Annotated in this window: 10 protein-coding genes; 2 read left to right on the top strand and 8 right to left on the bottom strand. The window is 58.7% G+C overall.

The genetic code is table 11. The features are described 5' to 3' along the window. The first annotated feature begins 141 nt into the window (after positions 1-141). Positions 142-1014: a short-chain dehydrogenase gene (locus CU048_08880; GenBank protein ID QBR71376.1), complete on the top strand. Its 873-nt coding sequence runs from the start codon at positions 142-144 to the stop codon at positions 1012-1014. A gap of 42 nt (positions 1015-1056) precedes the next feature. On the opposite strand, the gene CU048_08875 is transcribed toward CU048_08880, so the two are convergent. Then, a complete protein-coding gene (locus CU048_08875) occupies positions 1057-1458 on the bottom strand; it encodes a hypothetical protein (GenBank protein ID QBR71375.1) in 402 nt (133 codons plus the stop codon). Between the two features lie 200 nt (positions 1459-1658). On the opposite strand from CU048_08875, the gene CU048_08870 reads away from it, so the two are divergent. Next, entirely contained in the window at positions 1659-2807 is a 1149-nt protein-coding gene (locus CU048_08870; protein QBR72790.1) for a DNA polymerase IV, read from the top strand. A 137-nt stretch (positions 2808-2944) separates the two neighbouring features. On the opposite strand, the gene modC is transcribed toward CU048_08870, so the two are convergent. From modC to CU048_08835, 7 genes are all read right to left on the bottom strand, one after another. Continuing rightward, positions 2945-4042 carry a molybdenum ABC transporter ATP-binding protein gene (gene modC / locus CU048_08865; protein QBR71374.1) on the bottom strand — a complete coding sequence of 366 codons (1098 nt, stop codon included), beginning with the start codon at positions 4040-4042 and terminating at the stop codon, positions 2945-2947. Continuing rightward, entirely contained in the window at positions 4039-4734 is a 696-nt protein-coding gene (locus CU048_08860; protein ID QBR71373.1) for a molybdate ABC transporter permease subunit, read from the bottom strand. The genes modC and CU048_08860 overlap by 4 nt, the downstream gene beginning before the upstream one ends. Positions 4735-5159: 425 nt before the next feature. Further along, positions 5160-8426 (bottom strand): nodulation protein, encoded by a 3267-nt coding sequence (locus tag CU048_08855; protein ID QBR71372.1) that lies wholly within the window; start codon positions 8424-8426, stop codon positions 5160-5162. Next, the gene (locus tag CU048_08850) at positions 8423-11542 is read right to left on the bottom strand and encodes a multidrug transporter subunit MdtC (protein QBR71371.1); all 3120 of its coding nucleotides are present in this window, start codon (positions 11540-11542) and stop codon (positions 8423-8425) included. The genes CU048_08855 and CU048_08850 overlap by 4 nt, the downstream gene beginning before the upstream one ends. Beyond that, the gene (locus CU048_08845) at positions 11539-12822 is read right to left on the bottom strand and encodes a multidrug transporter subunit MdtA (protein QBR71370.1); all 1284 of its coding nucleotides are present in this window, start codon (positions 12820-12822) and stop codon (positions 11539-11541) included. Before CU048_08845 ends, CU048_08850 begins: the two co-directional genes overlap by 4 nt. Before the next feature lie 8 nt (positions 12823-12830). Further along, a complete protein-coding gene (locus tag CU048_08840) occupies positions 12831-14078 on the bottom strand; it encodes a peptidase (protein ID QBR71369.1) in 1248 nt (415 codons plus the stop codon). Positions 14079-14081: 3 nt separating this feature from the next. Continuing rightward, positions 14082-16364 carry a TonB-dependent siderophore receptor gene (locus CU048_08835; GenBank protein ID QBR71368.1) on the bottom strand — a complete coding sequence of 761 codons (2283 nt, stop codon included), beginning with the start codon at positions 16362-16364 and terminating at the stop codon, positions 14082-14084. Positions 16365-16518: the final 154 nt, after the last annotated feature.

Below are 16518 nucleotides of genomic sequence, written 5' to 3'. Positions count from 1 at the left end.
CAGCCTTGTTGCAAAGGCGGCCACAATCGCCTTCCGCCGCCTTTGCTGACTTTGCCATTCATTTGATCAAGGACATTTCGGTTCCATGCGGCGTTCTGCAGAAATAGGTCATGATTTCCGCAAGACAGAGGGAATGCTGCGATGAGGCTCGAAAATAAAGTTGCGATCATCACCGGTGCCGGAACGGGCATAGGGGAGGCAATTGCCCATAAATTTGCACGTGAAGGATCGCGCCTCGTGCTCGGCGGGCTGCCGACGGATCCCGTGCAGAAAGTGGCCGAGGCGATCGTTGCAATTGGCGGGGAGGCCGACGCCTATCTCGGCGACTTGGCCGAAGAAGCCGAGGCCGGGGCCTTGGTGGAGCTTGCGCTCCGCCGTTTCGGTCGCATCGACGTGCTGGTCAACAATGCAGGCATCTTCATTGCCAACGCCACGACCGACGCCTACCGGATCGAGGATTTCGACCGGACGCTCAGAAACAATATTCGCACCGCGTTCCTCATGACCAAATTCGCGTTGCCGCATCTGCGCGAGACTCGCGGCAACATTATCAGCACAGGTTCGGAGGCCGGATTGAACGGATCTCCGATGTTTACGCCCTATGGTGGTTCCAAGGGTTTCTTGCACGCCTTCATGAAGGGCGTCGCCTTGGAGCAGGCCCGGTATGGTGTTCGCGCCAATTGCGTTTGCCCCGGCGCCATCGATACAGCCTGGACGCGCGGCGACCAAAGCCCCATCCCGCTCGAGGGGCAGCGAAAAATCGGCGACGGAATACCTTTAGGCCGTCGGGGAACGCCCGAGGAAATCGCCAACATCTTTGCTTTCCTGGCATCCGACGAGGCAAGCTATGTGACGGGGGCGCTCTGGCTGGCCGATGGTGGCGTGACGCCTGCAAAAGGCGACGCCGGCGCCAGCGTGTCCGAAAACCTCCGCGCCGCCCCACGCGGTGTTTTGAATCTACATCATTCCCACGAGGGGCTGCAGGGCAAAAGCGTATATCGAGCCCCGCGGTGAAGGGCCGACGCGGCAAAGACGCGCCGGCCAGCAACAAAGCAATTAAAAGGCGACCTTGGCCGCAGTTCCCCGCAGCGCCTGGACGGTGTAAAAATCGGTCTGCCCATTCGGCGGCCCAATGATCGATGTCTTGTGCAGAGTTGTTATTCCGACCGTCTCGATCTGCACGGACTCTGTCCCGCGCAAATTGACTGAGGGCACGACGAGCGTGAATGTGGTGGAGCCTGAGTCGACGGTGAGATTGATGGTGACGCTTACGAGCGTACCGAGTTCTGTTTCAACGGTTCGAATCTGGTCGCCCTTGAACAGCTTGCTCTGTGTCGCATCATGAAAATTGAATTGTGGAGGTCCCTCGAAGCTGCTTAGCGAATAGGTGACTTGCAGCCCGTAGCCGGACAGCTCGAATAGATTGGGTTTTTGGGTCTTGAGGGTTGTCTCGTTCATCCTTGAATCTCCTTTTGGGTAAATGGATGCAGCGACAAATGTTCGATTTTAAAAATTTCAAACAGTTGGCAAATGAGCCCAATTAAGCTCCCCAATATTTCTGGGGTATGACACTCTATGATAAAAAAGAATTAGGGCAACATCAGCGCGACGAGGCCCTGTCGCGTCCCGGAATCAGGCGGGCCTTCCAGTCTAAAATAATGCTGTCGGCGAATACCGATCGAAAGGAAAACAATTCCAACGATGCAGAGCGCCGTGTTGCCGCTGCGTCGCAAAACGTGACGCCGCAGCGCAAGATTATTCATATCGACATGGATGCTTTTTACGCCTCCGTAGAGCAGCGCGACAATCCAGAGTTGCGCGGCAAACCGGTCGCCGTCGGAGGATCGCGGGAGCGGGGTGTCGTGGCGGCCGCGAGTTACGAAGCGCGAAAATTCGGCGTGCATTCTGCCATGCCGTCCGTCACCGCCAAGCGGAAATGCCCGGATCTGATTTTCGTGAAGCCGCGGTTTGAGGTCTACAGGCAGGTATCGCTCCAGATCCGCGCGATTTTTGCCGAGCACACCCCGCTCGTTGAACCCTTGTCACTCGACGAGGCTTATCTCGATGTCACCGAAGATGCGAAGGGCATCGGCAATGCCACCCAGATCGCGGAGGAAATCAGGGCAAGGATCCGAGCCGAGACCGGCCTTACCGCCTCCGCTGGCGTTTCCTATAACAAGTTTTTGGCCAAGCTCGCATCGGATCACAAGAAGCCCGACGGGCTTTTCGTCATCACCCCCAAGATGGGACCTGCCTTTGTCCAGACCTTGCCGATTGGACGGTTTCACGGCATTGGCCCGGCGACGACGGCGAAGATGAATCGCCTCGGAATCGAAACCGGACTCGATCTTAAGGCGCAGACTTTAGTCTTTCTTCAGCGGCACTTCGGGAAGTCCGGGCCCTATTATTATTGGATTGCAAGAGGTACCGACGAACGGCCGGTCCGCCCCAACCGCATCCGCAAGTCCATCGGTGCGGAAAATACCTTCTTCACCGACGTGTTTACCTTCGAGGATGCGCGCGAGGCCCTGGCTCCAATCATTGAAAAGCTTTGGCGCCATTGCGAAGGCGCCGGCATTCGCGGACGGACGGTGACTTTGAAGGTCAAATATACCGATTTCCAGCTGATCACGCGAAGCCAAACGGGGCATCCCGTCGAAACCCGCGGCGAACTCGAGCGCCTCAGTCTTTCCTTGCTCGAACCTCTATTTCCCGTATCCAAGGGCATCCGGCTTCTCGGTATCACCCTCTCGTCCCTCGGCGAGACGCAATCGAAAAGCGAGCGGCAACTCAGGCTGGAACTCTAAAGCGGGATGAGGAAAAGTGGAAGTCGGTTTTCCGCCAGCATCCCGCTCTAAGCTTTTGGATTGAGTCAATCCAAAATCATCGTGATCTAAGACGATCGCCCGCCCTCGCGACGGATTTTGCAGCTTTGGCGCGCGCCTCAGCCCCGCGGCGCCGACGCAATTTTTCGCTCGTCCAGGGCCGAAGTCTTGATCAATGCGAAAACGCGGGCGCCGTAATCGAGATGCAACTCATCGAGAGCATGGCGTGTTGCCGTTGCGAAGAGATGACCTTCTCCGTCGAGCTTGATTGCGACCATCGACAGCGGGCCTTCCTTTTCAATGCCATCGATTGTACCGGCGAGCACGCTGCGGACGCTGAGATCGTGCGGCCGCCCAAGGGAGAGCGTGACATCGGTGGCTTTGACGATAATGCGTATGGTGCCTCCAATGGGCCCGGCCGGCCCGGCGAGCCAGACGGTGCCCGCCGGATGGTTCAATTCGGTCAGACCATAAGCAGCGTCGGTGCCGGAGATTTTCATCGTCAACACCGAAGAGCGATTGAAACGCTCCTCGCCCGAATGTGTCGCAGCCCTGCCAAAAACCTCGTCGGGTGTTCCGATCGCTTTGACTCGGCCGGCGTCGATCACGACGATCGTCGTTGCAAGCCGGACCACTTCTTCGATGGCATGCGAAATATATACAATCGGTATTTTAAACTCGTCGCGCACTTGCTCGATCAACGGCATGATCTCAAGTTTGCGCCGCATGTCGAGCGCCGCGAGTGGTTCATCGAAGAGAAGAAGTTTCGGACAGGAAAGCAGTGCCCGCCCCATTGCCACCCTTTGTCTTTCTCCCCCCGATAAGTGCGCCGGGCGGCGCGACAGCAGGTCTTTGATTCCCAAGGTTTCGGTCACCGCGTCGAAATCGATCTCGCGCGCACGCCTTGGCGCGAACCATCGCCCGAATAGAAGATTCTGCCTGACGCTCAGATGCGGGAAGAGATGAGAGTCTTGGAAGACGAGGCCGATTCGGCGCCGATGCATCGGAACGAAAATACCGCGCTCCGCGTCGACAAGAACCGTGCCATCCAAAACCACGCGTCCCCTGTCCGGCCGTAACAATCCGGCGATGACACTAAGGGTCAGCGATTTGCCCGAACCCGAATGGCCAAAAAGCGCGACGACACCTTTACCGTTGCCGAAAGCCACTTCGAGGTCGAAAGACCCCACTTTGAGTCCGACGTCGACCTCGATCATTCGAAACTCGCCAGCCGCTTTTCCGCCTGCCGCTGAATGAGTTCAGAAGCAACAAGGGCGGCAAAGGAAATTACGATCGCAACAACGGTCAAACGCATCGCGCTTTCGTCTCCGCCCGGCACTTGGGTGTAAGAGTAGATTGCCGCGGATATCGTCTGCGTCTCGCCGGGAATATTCGAGACGAAGGTGATCGTCGCGCCAAACTCTCCAAGTGCCTTCGCAAAAGCGAGAATCGAACCGACGACGATGCCTGGAATGGCCAGCGGCAGGCTGACCAGAAAGAAAGTCCAGATGGGGCTCGCGCCCAGGGTTCCCGCGGCGAGTTCGAGGCGCTTGTCGATCGATTCGAACGATAGACGCATGGCGCGGACCATGAGCGGAAAGCCCATGACCGCGCAGGCCACTGCCGCGCCGGTCCAGCGAAAGGACAAGACAATGCCGATGTCGGCGAGGAATCCTCCAAAAACGCCCTTCCGGCCGAGAAGGATCAGCAAGAGGAAGCCGGTGACGACCGGCGGCAGCACCAAAGGCATATGAACGACGCCATTCAAGATCATCTTGCCGGGGAACCGCCAACGGGCGAGCGCATAGGCGGTGAAGATGCCGAACGGCAAACTCATGATCGTCGCGACGATCGCAATTCGCAACGAGAGCAAGATTGCGGTCCACTCCGCGGCCGACAAATCGAACACAACGGCGCTCCTTTATTTTTGTGAACGCGTTCCTGAAGGACAGAGCAAGCTACGCGGCGGGGCTTTCAATCCGTCGCCATGACACAACGCTGCATTTTTGCAAAATTGAGAAGTCCTGATCGATGGATAGGGTATCAGCCAGAGGTGCAAGCCGGCGGCAAAGCCAGGCGGAAAGGGATTTCAGAACGAAGCAAAAACAGCGCCATTTCAATCGGATCCCTCAAGAACGAGATTCGACCCGCGGCGGTGCACGATTTCCTGCATCCTCCGATAGGGGAAATTGCCTAGGCCGATCGCACCTTACCGGCGGCAGCGGGGAAGGTAATCGTTATGTAAGTTTGTTATATAAAAGGCTCGTCGGGGGCTTGTAAAGCCGTGTTCCCGCTGGCGAAGCCGAGATTGCGAATAGCGGAGCGCGTCAATCGCTAGTTCCGCAGCCGTCTTGGGGACGATCTTCTCTGAAGGCGATCGAGATAAAGATAGACCACCGGTGTTGTGTAGAGCGTTAATACCTGGCTTACCAGCAAGCCGCCGATGATCGCGATCCCGAGCGGCTGGCGAAGCTCGGCGCCATCGCTGGTGCCGAGGGCAAGCGGCAGGGCGGCGAAAAGCGCGGCAAAGGTCGTCATCATGATGGGCCGGAAGCGCCGCAAACAAGCTTCGTGGATCGCGTCTTGCGCAGAGAGATTTTGTCGGCGCTGCGCATAAAGCGCAAGGTCGATCATCATGATCGCGTTCTTCATGACGATGCCAATCAAGAGAATGATGCCTATGAAGGCAATGATTGTGAACTCCGTACGCAAGGCCATCAACGCGAGAATTGCGCCGACTCCAGCCGAGGGCAAGGTCGAAAGGATTGTGATCGGATGGATGAAGCTCTCATAGAGGATCCCGAGAACGATATAGATCGTTACAAGCGCGGCAAGGATAAGCAGCACCTGCTTGATCGCCGCCTCCTGGTAAGCTTTGGCCGTCCCTGAGAACTCGGCGTGAAGGGAGGCCGGCATGCGGAGATCGGCTATCGTTCTCTCGATTGCCGCGATCGCTTCGCTGAGCGGGACCTGCGGGGCGAGATTGAACGAAATTGTCGCTGCGACGGCGTTTCCCTTGTGGGTGACGGAGAGCGGCGCCGCGCCTTGCTCGAAGTGCGCAAAGGTGGAGAGGGGAACCATTGTTTCCGCCAAGGTGCTGATCGCGGCGCCGGTCGATGTTGTGCCCCGCGCGCTGTTGGCGAGCGCGTTCAGGTTTTGATTGCGGGCCGCGTCCGTGGCAACGGAGGCTGCCGCCAAGGGGTTGGTCCCCAGCCGTCCGATGCCGCTTATGGTCCCCGCAGGCGCGTTGCTGGTTTGCACCCCGCTGGCGGGCCCCGCCGACGTGCTGATATAAAGCTTGTCCAGGACGTCGGGATCCTGCCGATAACGGGGCGCGACCTCCATCACGACGCGATATTGGTTGGAAGGGGCGTGAACGGTGGAAACTTGCCGCTGTCCGAAGGCGTCGTAAAGCGTATTGTCGATCTGACTTGCGCTGATGCCGAAGCGGGAGGCTTTGTCCCTGTCGATCACGAGACGGGTTTCAAGCCCGCCTTCCTTCTGGTCCGCACTCGGACGAATGATCTGGGGAACCTGTTCCAAGGCCTCGGCCAGAAGCATCGTCCAGGTCCTGAGTTCAGCGATGTCATCGCCCGAAAGCGCCAGTTGGTACTGGCCGGACGTGTTGGAGTCGGTTGTGAAGACTATGTCTTGCGGCGCGGTTAAATGCAGCGCCAGACCCGGGATTTCACTCACGGCGGCCGACAGCCGGGCATTGACCTCGTCCGCACTCTCCTTGCGGCCGGGCTTGGGTTTCAACTGAATATAGAACTCGGCCGTATTTCGGTTGGCGTCGCTTTCGATGACGGCGGCAAGACCCTTGACCGAGGGGTCGGCCAGAAAGACTTTTGTCGCTTCATCGAACTTCTGTTGCATCAGCGTGACGGACGTGGACTGGTCCGCTTCCAGCATTCCGAAGAGCCGGCCTGGATCCTGATGAGGCAACAGGCCCTTTGGTACCACCATGTACAAATAGACGTTGAGGCAGAGAAGCAGGAACAGGATCGTCAAAGTAAATGCTGAATGACGCAGTGCCACGACGAGGGTTCGGTCGTAGGCTTTGAGCAAAAACGCATAGGCCTGTCCGAAAATCGAGGTGACCCTCGGGAAATGGCGTTCGGAGCTGGACTTCAGAACGAGCGCCGCAAGAGTCGGCGCCGTGGTGAGCGAGACGAGGAGCGAGATCAAGACGGCTGTCGAGAGCGTTGCCGCAAATTCATGGAAGATCCGCCCCAGAATGCCTCCCATGAGCAGCATGGGCAGGAATGCGGCGACCAGTGACAGACTCATTGCAAGGACGGTGAACGAGACCTCGCCAGCCCCTTGGAGCGCCGCCTGAATGCGCGGGACACCCTTCTCGATGTGACGTGTAATATTCTCGACGACCACGACGGAATCGTCGATGACGAGACCTGTGGCGATAATAAGCGCCATTAGCGAGAGACTATCGAGGCTGTAGCCCAGGAGATGCATGATCCCAAAGGTGCCGAGGAGCGAAACCGGCACGACGACGGCAGGAATCAAGATCGCGCGAAGGCTCTGCAGAAAAGCAAGAATGGTCAGGATCACGAGCACACCGGCGACAACGAGGGCATGTTCGAGATCGAGCAGAGAGGCACGCGCCGTCGCGGTCCGGTCCGAGACGACAGCGATGTCGATCGCGGGTGAAAGGGTTGCCTGCAGCTGCGCCAGCCTGGTCCTAATCCGGTCGACGGTTTCGATGACATTGGCGCCGGGCAAACGATAGATGCGGATGAGGATCGATGGCTCGCCATCGCTGTTCGCCGCCGGCCGGAAATCCTCGACCGAATCGGTCACCTCGCCGAGATCGCGTAGCCGGATCGCACGGCCATTGCGAAAGGCCACGACGAGATCGCGATAAGCCGCGGCGCTTTGGGCTTGGTCGTTTGCATAGATCTGAAACCGCCGGCCTGCCTCCTCGACCACTCCTTTCGGGCTATTGGCATTGGCGGCGGCAAGCGCGGCGCGAATGCTTTCGAGACCAATTCCATATTTAAAAAGAATATCGGGATCGAGTTCGACCCGCACCGCGGGTGATGTCGAGCCGAGAACATATACCAAGGCGACACCTTCGATTGAGGCGAGCTTCGGCTTCAGGAGAGTGGTGGCAATATCATGGATTCGCGCGAGACCCATCGTCTTCGATGTCAGGGATAGATAGGTGATCGGCCAGTCCGCGAGATTGGCTTTGTAATACACCGGGTTGGTGCTAAGGCCCGGCGGCAGATCGGCGCGTGCGGCGTTGATGGCCGCCTGCACGTCGCGGGCGGCTCCATTAATGTTTCGGTCCAGATTGAACTCGAGCATAATCTCGGTGCCGCCCGCCGAGTTATGCGATGTCATTTCGTGAACGCCGGCAATCGCCCCCAAATGCCGCTCAAGCGGCGCCGCGACTTTTGTCGCCATGGTTTCGGGGCTCGCGCCGATCATTTGAGCCAAGACAAAAATGGACGGCAGGTCGACCTCCGGCATTGGCGCCACCGGAAGCTTCATCAAACCAAGACTGCCGGCCAGCGCAATCGCGAGGGTCAAGAGCGTGGTTGCGACCGGCCGTCTTATGAAAGGAGCCGCGACGTTCATTCGCCGGCCAGAGGCTGAATCCGCTCGATTTCGCTTGGTTTGGTCGAGTGGAGCTTTTTCCCCAGCCGGTCGAGGGCCAGATAGATGGCCGGCGTTGTGAATAGCGTCATGACCTGCGAGACGATCAGACCGCCCACGATCGTTACCCCCAAGGGATGGCGAAGCTCGGAGCCTATCCCGGTTCCGATCATCAAGGGCAGGGCGCTGAGCAGCGCGGCGAGGGTCGTCATCAGGATTGGCCTCAGACGCAAGAGGCAAGCTTGCCGTATGGCTTCGCGGGGGGGTAGCCGCTGGCTCCGTTCGGCTGAAAGCGCGAAATCGATCATCATGATCGCGTTTTTCTTCACGATCCCGATCAGAAGCACGATCCCGATGATGCCAAGGATGTCGAGGTTCATGCCCGCGAGCCATAACGCGACCAGCGCGCCGGCGCCGGCCGAAGGCAAGGTCGACAGGATGGTCAGCGGATGTATGAAGCTCTCGTAGAGTATACCGAGGACGATATAGACGCAGATGATGGCGGTGAGGACCAGCCATAGTTCATCGGCAAGCGTGGCCTCGAAAGCGAGCGCCGCGCCCTGGAACCGCGTAATCATGCTCTCTGGCAGATTGCTCTCGCGTTCGGCTTGGCGGATGGATGCCACCGCATCTCCCAGCGACCGGCCGGGTGCAAGATCGAATGAAATGACGCTGGCCGGATAAGGACCAAAATGCCGGAAGAGGAGCGGTGCGGGCTTCACCTCCACATGTGCAATGACGTCCAGCGGCACCTGGCCGCCCGTCACGATTGAGGATGGAAGACGAAGCTCCAAAAGTGTCGCGGCCATCGGTGTCAGGGAGGGTTTGGCTTCGAGAATGATGCGATGCTGGTTCGACTGGGTGAAGATGGTTGAGATGATCCTTTGCCCAAAAGCATCATAGAGAGCGTTGTCGATGGTCGCGAGCGTGATGCCGAAGCGCGCGGCTGTGTCACGATCAATGGTGAGAATCGCAGCGAGTCCATGAGTGTCCAGATCGCTGCTTACATTTTCGAGTTGCGGCGCTTGTTTCAAACGCTCCAAAAGCCTTGGAATCCAAACTTCGAATTCAGCAGCGTCGGCGCTTTCGAGAATGAACTGATATTGCGCACGTCCGCTGCTGGAATCGATCGCCAAGTCCGGCATCGGCTGGAGGAAGAGCGAGATCCCCGATACTGTCTCCGCCGCCTTTGCCACGCGCCGCGCGACCTCCGCGGCGCTTGCCTTGCGCGTGCCATAGGGTTTCAGATTGATGAGAAATCGGCCGCTGTTCAAGGTCGTGTTGATGGCATCGACCCCGACAAAAGAGGCGAGCGTCGCAACGTCTTGGTCCTTGAGAATCACCTCCGCCAAGGCCTGCTGACGTTCGGCCATCGCAGCAAATGAGATCGATCCCGGTGCGACCGAAACGCCGCGCAACGCACCGGTGTCCTCGATCGGGAAAAATCCCTTCGGGATGACGATCGCAAGGGTGATGGTGATGGCAAGCGTGAGCCCCGCAACAGCGAGGGTTAGCCTTTCATGGGCGAGCACAACATCGAGACAACGGCCATAATACGCAACGGCAGTTTCCGACCACGAACGGGTGATCCGTCGTATGGCGCTTTCGTCGGATTGAAGATCGGATCGCAGGAGCCTGGCCCCAAGCATGGGTATCAGGGTCAGCGACACGATCGCAGAAATCAGAATCGTCATTGCTAGGGTGACGGCGAATTCGCGAAAAAGCCTGCCGACCACATCGCCCATGAAAAAGAGCGGGATCAGAACCGCAATCAATGAAACGGTCAGAGAGATGATGGTGAAGCCGATTTCCCGTGACCCGATGAGCGAGGCTTCGAGGGGACGGCGGCCAGCATCGCGGTGGCGAGCGATATTTTCAACCATCACGATGGCATCGTCGACGACGAGGCCTGTCGCAACGGTGAGCGCCATCAAGGTCAGATTGTTGAGACTCAGTCCCAAAAGATACATTGCGGCGAGAGCGCCAATCAGGGAGATCGGAACGGCAAGGCTCGGAATCAACGTCGCGCGAACATCGCCAAGGAACACAAAGAGCACGAGGACCACGAGCAGGATTGCAAAGGCGAGTTCAAATCCGACCGAGCGGATCGAAGCCTTAATCGTGGTTGTCCTGTCGCTCAGCACCACGACATCGATCCCGGCCGGCAATGTGGCCTGAAGCGCTGGCAGCATCTCATTGATGGCGTCAACCACTGCGATGACATTGGCGCCGGGTTGGCGTTGAATGTTGAGGAGGACAGCCGGTACTTCATCAACCCAGGCCGCGAGATCCTTGTTCTGCATGCCCTCCTCGATACTCGCGACATCTTCGAGCCGGACGGGCGCCCCATTTCGATAGGCGACAATGATCTTTTGATAATCCTCGACGCTTCTTATCTGGTCATTGGCGTTGATCGCATAAGCCCGCCTCGCCCCTTCAAAATTTCCTTTGGGCATATTGACGTTGGCGCTCCCGATCGTGGTGCGCAGATCGTCAAGGTTGAGGCCGTAAGCGGCGACGGCGCGATGATCCACTTTGATGCGCACCGCCGGCCGGCCCCCGCCTCCTATACCGACGAGTCCGACGCCCGGCACCTGAGAGATCTTCTGTGCAAGCCGCACGTCCGCGAGGTCGTGGACGCGGGGCAGAGGCAATGTTTTCGACATGACCGCGAGGGTCATGACCGGTGCGTCGGCAGGATTGATTTTCGCATAAATCGGCGGTGCAGGCAGGTCGTTCGGCAACAAGGTGGCCGCCGCCTGGATCGCCGCCTGGACTTCCTGCGTGGCAACATCGAGGCTCAGACCGAGAGCAAACTGCAACGTGATATTCGAGGCTCCGCCAGACGAGGTGGAGCTCATTTCCTCCAGTCCCGGTATCTGTCCGAGTTCGCGTTCCAAGGGCGCCGTTATAGCCGTCGCCATGACGTCTGGGCTCGCCCCTGGATAAAAGGTTCGAACCATGATCGTCGGGTAATCAACCTGCGGTAATGCTGAGACCGGGAGGAGGAAAAAGCCGACGCCGCCCGCGAGCAACAGCGCGACCATTATAAGGGTGGTCGCCACAGGCCGTAGGATAAACCATGCGCAGGGGTTCATCGCCCGCCGCGATCGGGAGAGCTTGCTTCCGCCTTCCTGTCCGCAACGAGTTTTACCTTGGTGCCGTCGCGTAACCGATCCGCTCCGCCGGTCACAACCCGGACGCCCGGTTCGATGCCGGCGAGCACGGCGACACTTCCACGCTCGGCGGGCCCCAATGTCACCGGCCGCATCGCGACCGTATCGTCGTTCTGGATCGCAAAGACAAAGGCGCCCTTCGGTCCGTATTCGATGGCGGTGCTCGGAACGAGGGTCGCATCCTGCAGAGTTTCGACAAGGAGGTGCACATTCACAAACTGATTGGGAAACAGCGCCAGATCCGTATTGTCGAAACGGGCCTTGAATTTAACGGTGCCGGTCGCGGGGTCGACCTGATTATCGATGGTCGCAAGCGTCCCCTTGGCGAGAAGCCGGGCGCCGCCACGATCATAGGCTTCGACGGGCAGCTTTTTGCCGGCAAGGACTGGACCCATCACCGTGGACAAATGATCCTCTGCGACCGGAAAAACGATGGCGATCGGTTGAAGCTGCGTGATCACAACAATGCCGGTTGCATCGCTCGGCTGCACATAATTGCCGAGATCGACCTGGCGTAGCCCCACCCGCCCCGAGACGGGGGCGGTGATGTGGCAATACTCGAGATTGAGCCTCGCGCGATCGAGCAGTGCCAGATCGATGTTGACCATGCCTTCATATTGGCGAACCAGCGACTGCTGCGTGTCAAACTGCTTGTGGGAGACGTTGTTTTGCGTGACGAGCTGCCGATAGCGCTCAAGATCGAGCCGCGCGTTGTCGAGCAGCGCCTGATCGCGCGTGAGCTGACCTTGCGCTTGGACCAATTCATGCTGGTAGGGGCGGGGATCGATCTCGGCGAGGAAGTCGCCTGCCTTGACCTCTTGGCCTTCCTCAAAGCCAAGCCGCACCAAATGGCCGCTGATCCGGGCCTTGATCGAGACGGTCGCAAGCGGCGTCACCGTGCCAAGTGCGGCAAGGGTGACATCGAGATCGCCCTTGACCGCTGTCGCGGCGGCGACCGAGACCAAAGGCGCAGGCTTTCCGGCCGGCGCCTCCTGGAAACGTAAAAGAACCCAGGCGCCAGCGGCTGCTCCCGTCAACAGCGCCACGATCGACCAAGGCAAGATTCGGATCCGGCGTCGCGGCTTGGTCGAGGATAGGGTGTCACGCGCCACCGCATGACTCTTTGCATGCAGGATAGACTCGACCGCGGGATCGATCGCCGGTGTGCCTCCTCCGACAATGAGGTCGTGGACATCCTTCATGCGAATGCTCAAGCGGGCTTTGATCTACCGTAAGCAGCGGTCTCGGCATCGTCAATCTCTGTGGGAAGCCGCTTTCGAGATCGGGCTAATTTTCGGGCGGAGCGCTTCTTCCACCAAATATAGACCCCCGTGACCGACAGAAGGACGACCACAAGACCCAGGCCGCAAACGAAAATGCGCCACGGCAGTCCGAAGATATTTCCCATGTGGAGCGCGTAAATCCAGGATGTGACCGTATTGCCGGCAAATTGGCCGGTCGGTAGCAACAGCAAAGTCATGGCTCCGGTCTCGCCGTCGAAATAAAGGTCTGTCTTGCCGCGATGGTCCTGGATATCTTTGCTGCTTCGGACGCCATACCGATAGAGCCCTTTCTTTGAATCGAACGAAAGAGCGATGGGGTTTTCGACACTAAAACCATGGCTCGCGGCCGCCTCCGCCATCAAGCGTTCTCCGACGGATTGCGCCTCGCGCCAATCGAGGCGGGGAGTCTTTAGCGGTTGGGGCCGATCGACAAGTTCAGTCCAGGGTGCATGATACTCAAGGACCGCCCGCGTCGCCCAAGTATAGACGGTGTCCCACAAGTTCATGTAGACGCTCGACCAGGCAAAGACGAGAAGAACGCCCCAAAGCCATAAGCCGGCCGCGCGATGCAGATCGAAGTTGAGACGAAAGACTCCCGCGCCCGCCTTGATTTGCCAGGCAGGCTTCCATCGCTTCCAAAATTTGTGATGGCCTACAGGCAGGGTGAGATAGAATCCGACAAAGCAATCGATCGTCCAGGCCAGCGCCACAAAGCCTAGGATCCAAATGCCCGGCATCCCGAGCGCCAAGGCATAGTGGAGCTTGTAGACGAAGGACATCAGGTTGATCGAGCCTTGCGAGATGTCGCCCCAGGCGCGCCGGCCGAGTTCGTTCCCGGTCCAGGGATCGAGCAACAGCTGGTCATAGGCCAGCTCATGGGGTTGGTTCGTCTCAGGATCGATGCGTCCGCCCACCGAGACCAAGACCTGGTCCGGATACCAAAGCCAGACTCCGGTCACCCGTGCCTCGGGCGCCAGAGCCTCGACTCGCTCGGTGAGCGTCGCCGCGTCAAGCGGGGCGATGCCTGGTCTCGGCGTGGCAAAAAGCTGCGGGGCAACCAGATGGTCCAGTTCGTTGTAAAAGGCGAGCAGGCTCCCGGTGAGACCGACGATAATGAGGAACCCCGCCATGACGAGTCCGGTCCAACGGTGGATGAAAACCCACAGGCGGCGCATGGCTCAATACTCCACACGCAGCGACGCGGTCACCGCACGTGGCGCGCCTGGGAAGATTCCAAATCGTGGGGAGTTGTTGAAGTAATTATCGGCACCCGAGTAATATTTGGTGTTGGCTATGTTGGTCAGATTGATTTGCGCCGACCATTTCAGGCCGGCCGCGACGATCTGATATTTCGCGAACGCATCGAAGCGGGCATAGGCGGGCAGGATGAAGGTGTTCGCGTCGTCTCCCCACCGGTTGCTCGCGGCAAAGACACCACCGCCGGCGCGCCAGCCATGCAAGAAGCTGTCGGTCGGAAATTCATAGGCAAGGAACATGCTGCCCGAATCCGGCGCGTAGGTCCGCGGCGAATTACCGAGCAGACCGCTATTGTCCGCGATTATCGTCGCGTCGATGTGGGAATAGCTGGCAATGACGCTGAGTTCGTTGGTGAGCTTGCCTAGCACATCGAGCTCGGCGCCTTGGCTGAGGATCGCGCCGACCGGGCGCTGCGCGGTCGGGTCCAGCGCGGTTGGAACCGGCGTCAGAATATTGCTCTTCGTAATGCTGAAAAAAGCGAGCGTTGCGTTCAACCTGCCATCCAACAGCTCGGCCTTGGCACCACCCTCCCAGCCTTCCGCGATTTGGGGCGGAAATACGGTGCCGTCGGTCGCTATGCCGTTAGGCTGTCCGAAGGACCGCGTATAGCTGCCGTAAAAGCCGAGCCAGGGAACAGGTTGATAGACGACACCGACGCGGGGGCTGAAGAAGGCCGTGTGTTGGCTGAGGCTGTTGTTGAAATTGAAAGAGGCTTGGGCAAAATTATCGCCATCACCGCCTCGCACATCGGCTAGATCGCAGCGGGCGCCGAGCAAAATGTGGAGGTTGTCGAACAGCGTGATCGAATCCTGCGCGTAAACGCCGAGGTCTTTTCTCGCTAAAGAGGAAAAAGATGTGAACTGATCAGCCGTCCCTTGCCACGCCCTGGAGGCGGCGCCGGCGAACGCAGGCGTCGGCACCGTGCCGTAGAGCGGATTGTAGATGTTGATCGGGTAGCTTCCATCCGCCGAAAAAATATAGTTGTAGAAGCTATAGAAATAATCGGTTCCGATGAGGACGTCGTTCCTGGCGCCGAGAACATAGAACTTGCCGGTCAGGTCGAGGTTCGCGGAATAGTTCGTGCCCGTCAATTTCTGATAGGTGATGCCTCTATCGAGGATAGGCGGACTATCAAAATTATTGGCGGTCAAATCGTCTTTTTCGAGGGTGGCGCGGGCGGCGAGAAAGCGGTTGGTGATCGTCCAATCCTGATTGAAGTTGTGCTTGAATTCATAAGCGATGATCGAACTGCGCACTGTATCCGGCGGCTCGTTCGGCTCTTGGGCCGTGCGGTAAACGGGCAGGCTGGCGGGGTACATTCCGAGAGCAGGAATGCCAACGAAGCTTTGCGAGTTTTGCCGTGTGTATTGCGCATCCACCGTGAGCGTCGTCGCGGGGTCAATCCGCCAAGTAACTGCGGGCGCGAGGAAAACCTTTCGATTGTTGATGAAGTCGATGAATTCGCCGCCGGTGGTATAGCTGCCCATGAACCGATAGCTCAAGGCGCCATTATCGAGGCTTGGGACCTGGACCGGACCGGTCAAATCCCAAACCGTGCGATAGAGGTTGAATGAGCCGAATTCCTGGGTGACGCTGTAATAAGGTACGTCGAGGGGTTTCTTGGTCACCAAATTGATCACGCCACCCGGATCCGCCCGGCCGAAGACGAAAGAGGCCGGACCTTTCAACACTTCGATAGTCTGCAGATTGGCGGTGTCGTAGTTTTGCGGAATAGCGTCCGAGATCAAAAGACCGTCACGGAACACATTGACACTTCTAAAGCCGCGAAGATTGAAGACATAGCCCTCGAGATTATTGTTGGCCGAGCGCACACCACTGACATTTTGGAGCGCATCCTGGATGCTGATGTCGTTTTGATCCTGAATGACCTGCTCCGGCACCGTCTGGATCGCGATGGGAAGATCGAAAGTGGGGACGTTGATCTTGGTGGTGCTTTGGAGGACGGGCGGCGCGCTGTAGCCTTGGTTCGGCGCGTTCACCCCGGCTCCACCGACTGGGTCGCCCGCGCCACCCTGGGAAGCCGTCACGTCGACAGTCGGCAGGGCGCCGGCGCCGCTCTCGGCGGTTTGGGCGCGAGCCTGTGAGCACTGGACCAGCGGGGTCAAGGCAAGCGTGCCCAATATCGTCGTCGCCAAGAGTTCGTGCCTCAATGCCCGACCGGTGGCATATAAGTGATATGTCATCTGACTACCCCCCACAAAAAGCGCCCGAAACGCGGGCTTGAGAAGGAATCATCGGTCGCCGGCCAAAAGCTGCAGCATCCTTTGCTTCCAAGAGTTGGGACGCGTCGGGCGGCAGGAACCTGCCACGTAAAAGGCCGGGATCGCGCTACTTTCG

The organism is Beijerinckiaceae bacterium, assembly GCA_004564215.1.
GTDB lineage: Bacteria > Pseudomonadota > Alphaproteobacteria > Rhizobiales > Beijerinckiaceae > Methylocapsa.
Note: the sequence above shows the minus strand (reverse complement) of the source record. Positions and strands in the feature narration are given on the sequence as shown.

What these genes read in the sequence shown, in the direction of transcription:
- CU048_08880 (QBR71376.1), top strand. Translation starts at nt 142, where the DNA reads ATGAGGCTCGAAAATAAAGTTGCGATCATCACCGGTGCCGGAACGGGC.
- CU048_08875 (QBR71375.1), bottom strand. Translation starts at nt 1,458, where the DNA reads ATGAACGAGACAACCCTCAAGACCCAAAAACCCAATCTATTCGAGCTG.
- CU048_08870 (QBR72790.1), top strand. Translation starts at nt 1,659, where the DNA reads ATGCTGTCGGCGAATACCGATCGAAAGGAAAACAATTCCAACGATGCA.
- modC (QBR71374.1), bottom strand. Translation starts at nt 4,042, where the DNA reads ATGATCGAGGTCGACGTCGGACTCAAAGTGGGGTCTTTCGACCTCGAA.
- CU048_08855 (QBR71372.1), bottom strand. Translation starts at nt 8,426, where the DNA reads ATGAACGTCGCGGCTCCTTTCATAAGACGGCCGGTCGCAACCACGCTC.
- CU048_08850 (QBR71371.1), bottom strand. Translation starts at nt 11,542, where the DNA reads ATGAACCCCTGCGCATGGTTTATCCTACGGCCTGTGGCGACCACCCTT.
- CU048_08845 (QBR71370.1), bottom strand. Translation starts at nt 12,822, where the DNA reads ATGAAGGATGTCCACGACCTCATTGTCGGAGGAGGCACACCGGCGATC.
- CU048_08840 (QBR71369.1), bottom strand. Translation starts at nt 14,078, where the DNA reads ATGCGCCGCCTGTGGGTTTTCATCCACCGTTGGACCGGACTCGTCATG.
- CU048_08835 (QBR71368.1), bottom strand. Translation starts at nt 16,364, where the DNA reads ATGACATATCACTTATATGCCACCGGTCGGGCATTGAGGCACGAACTC.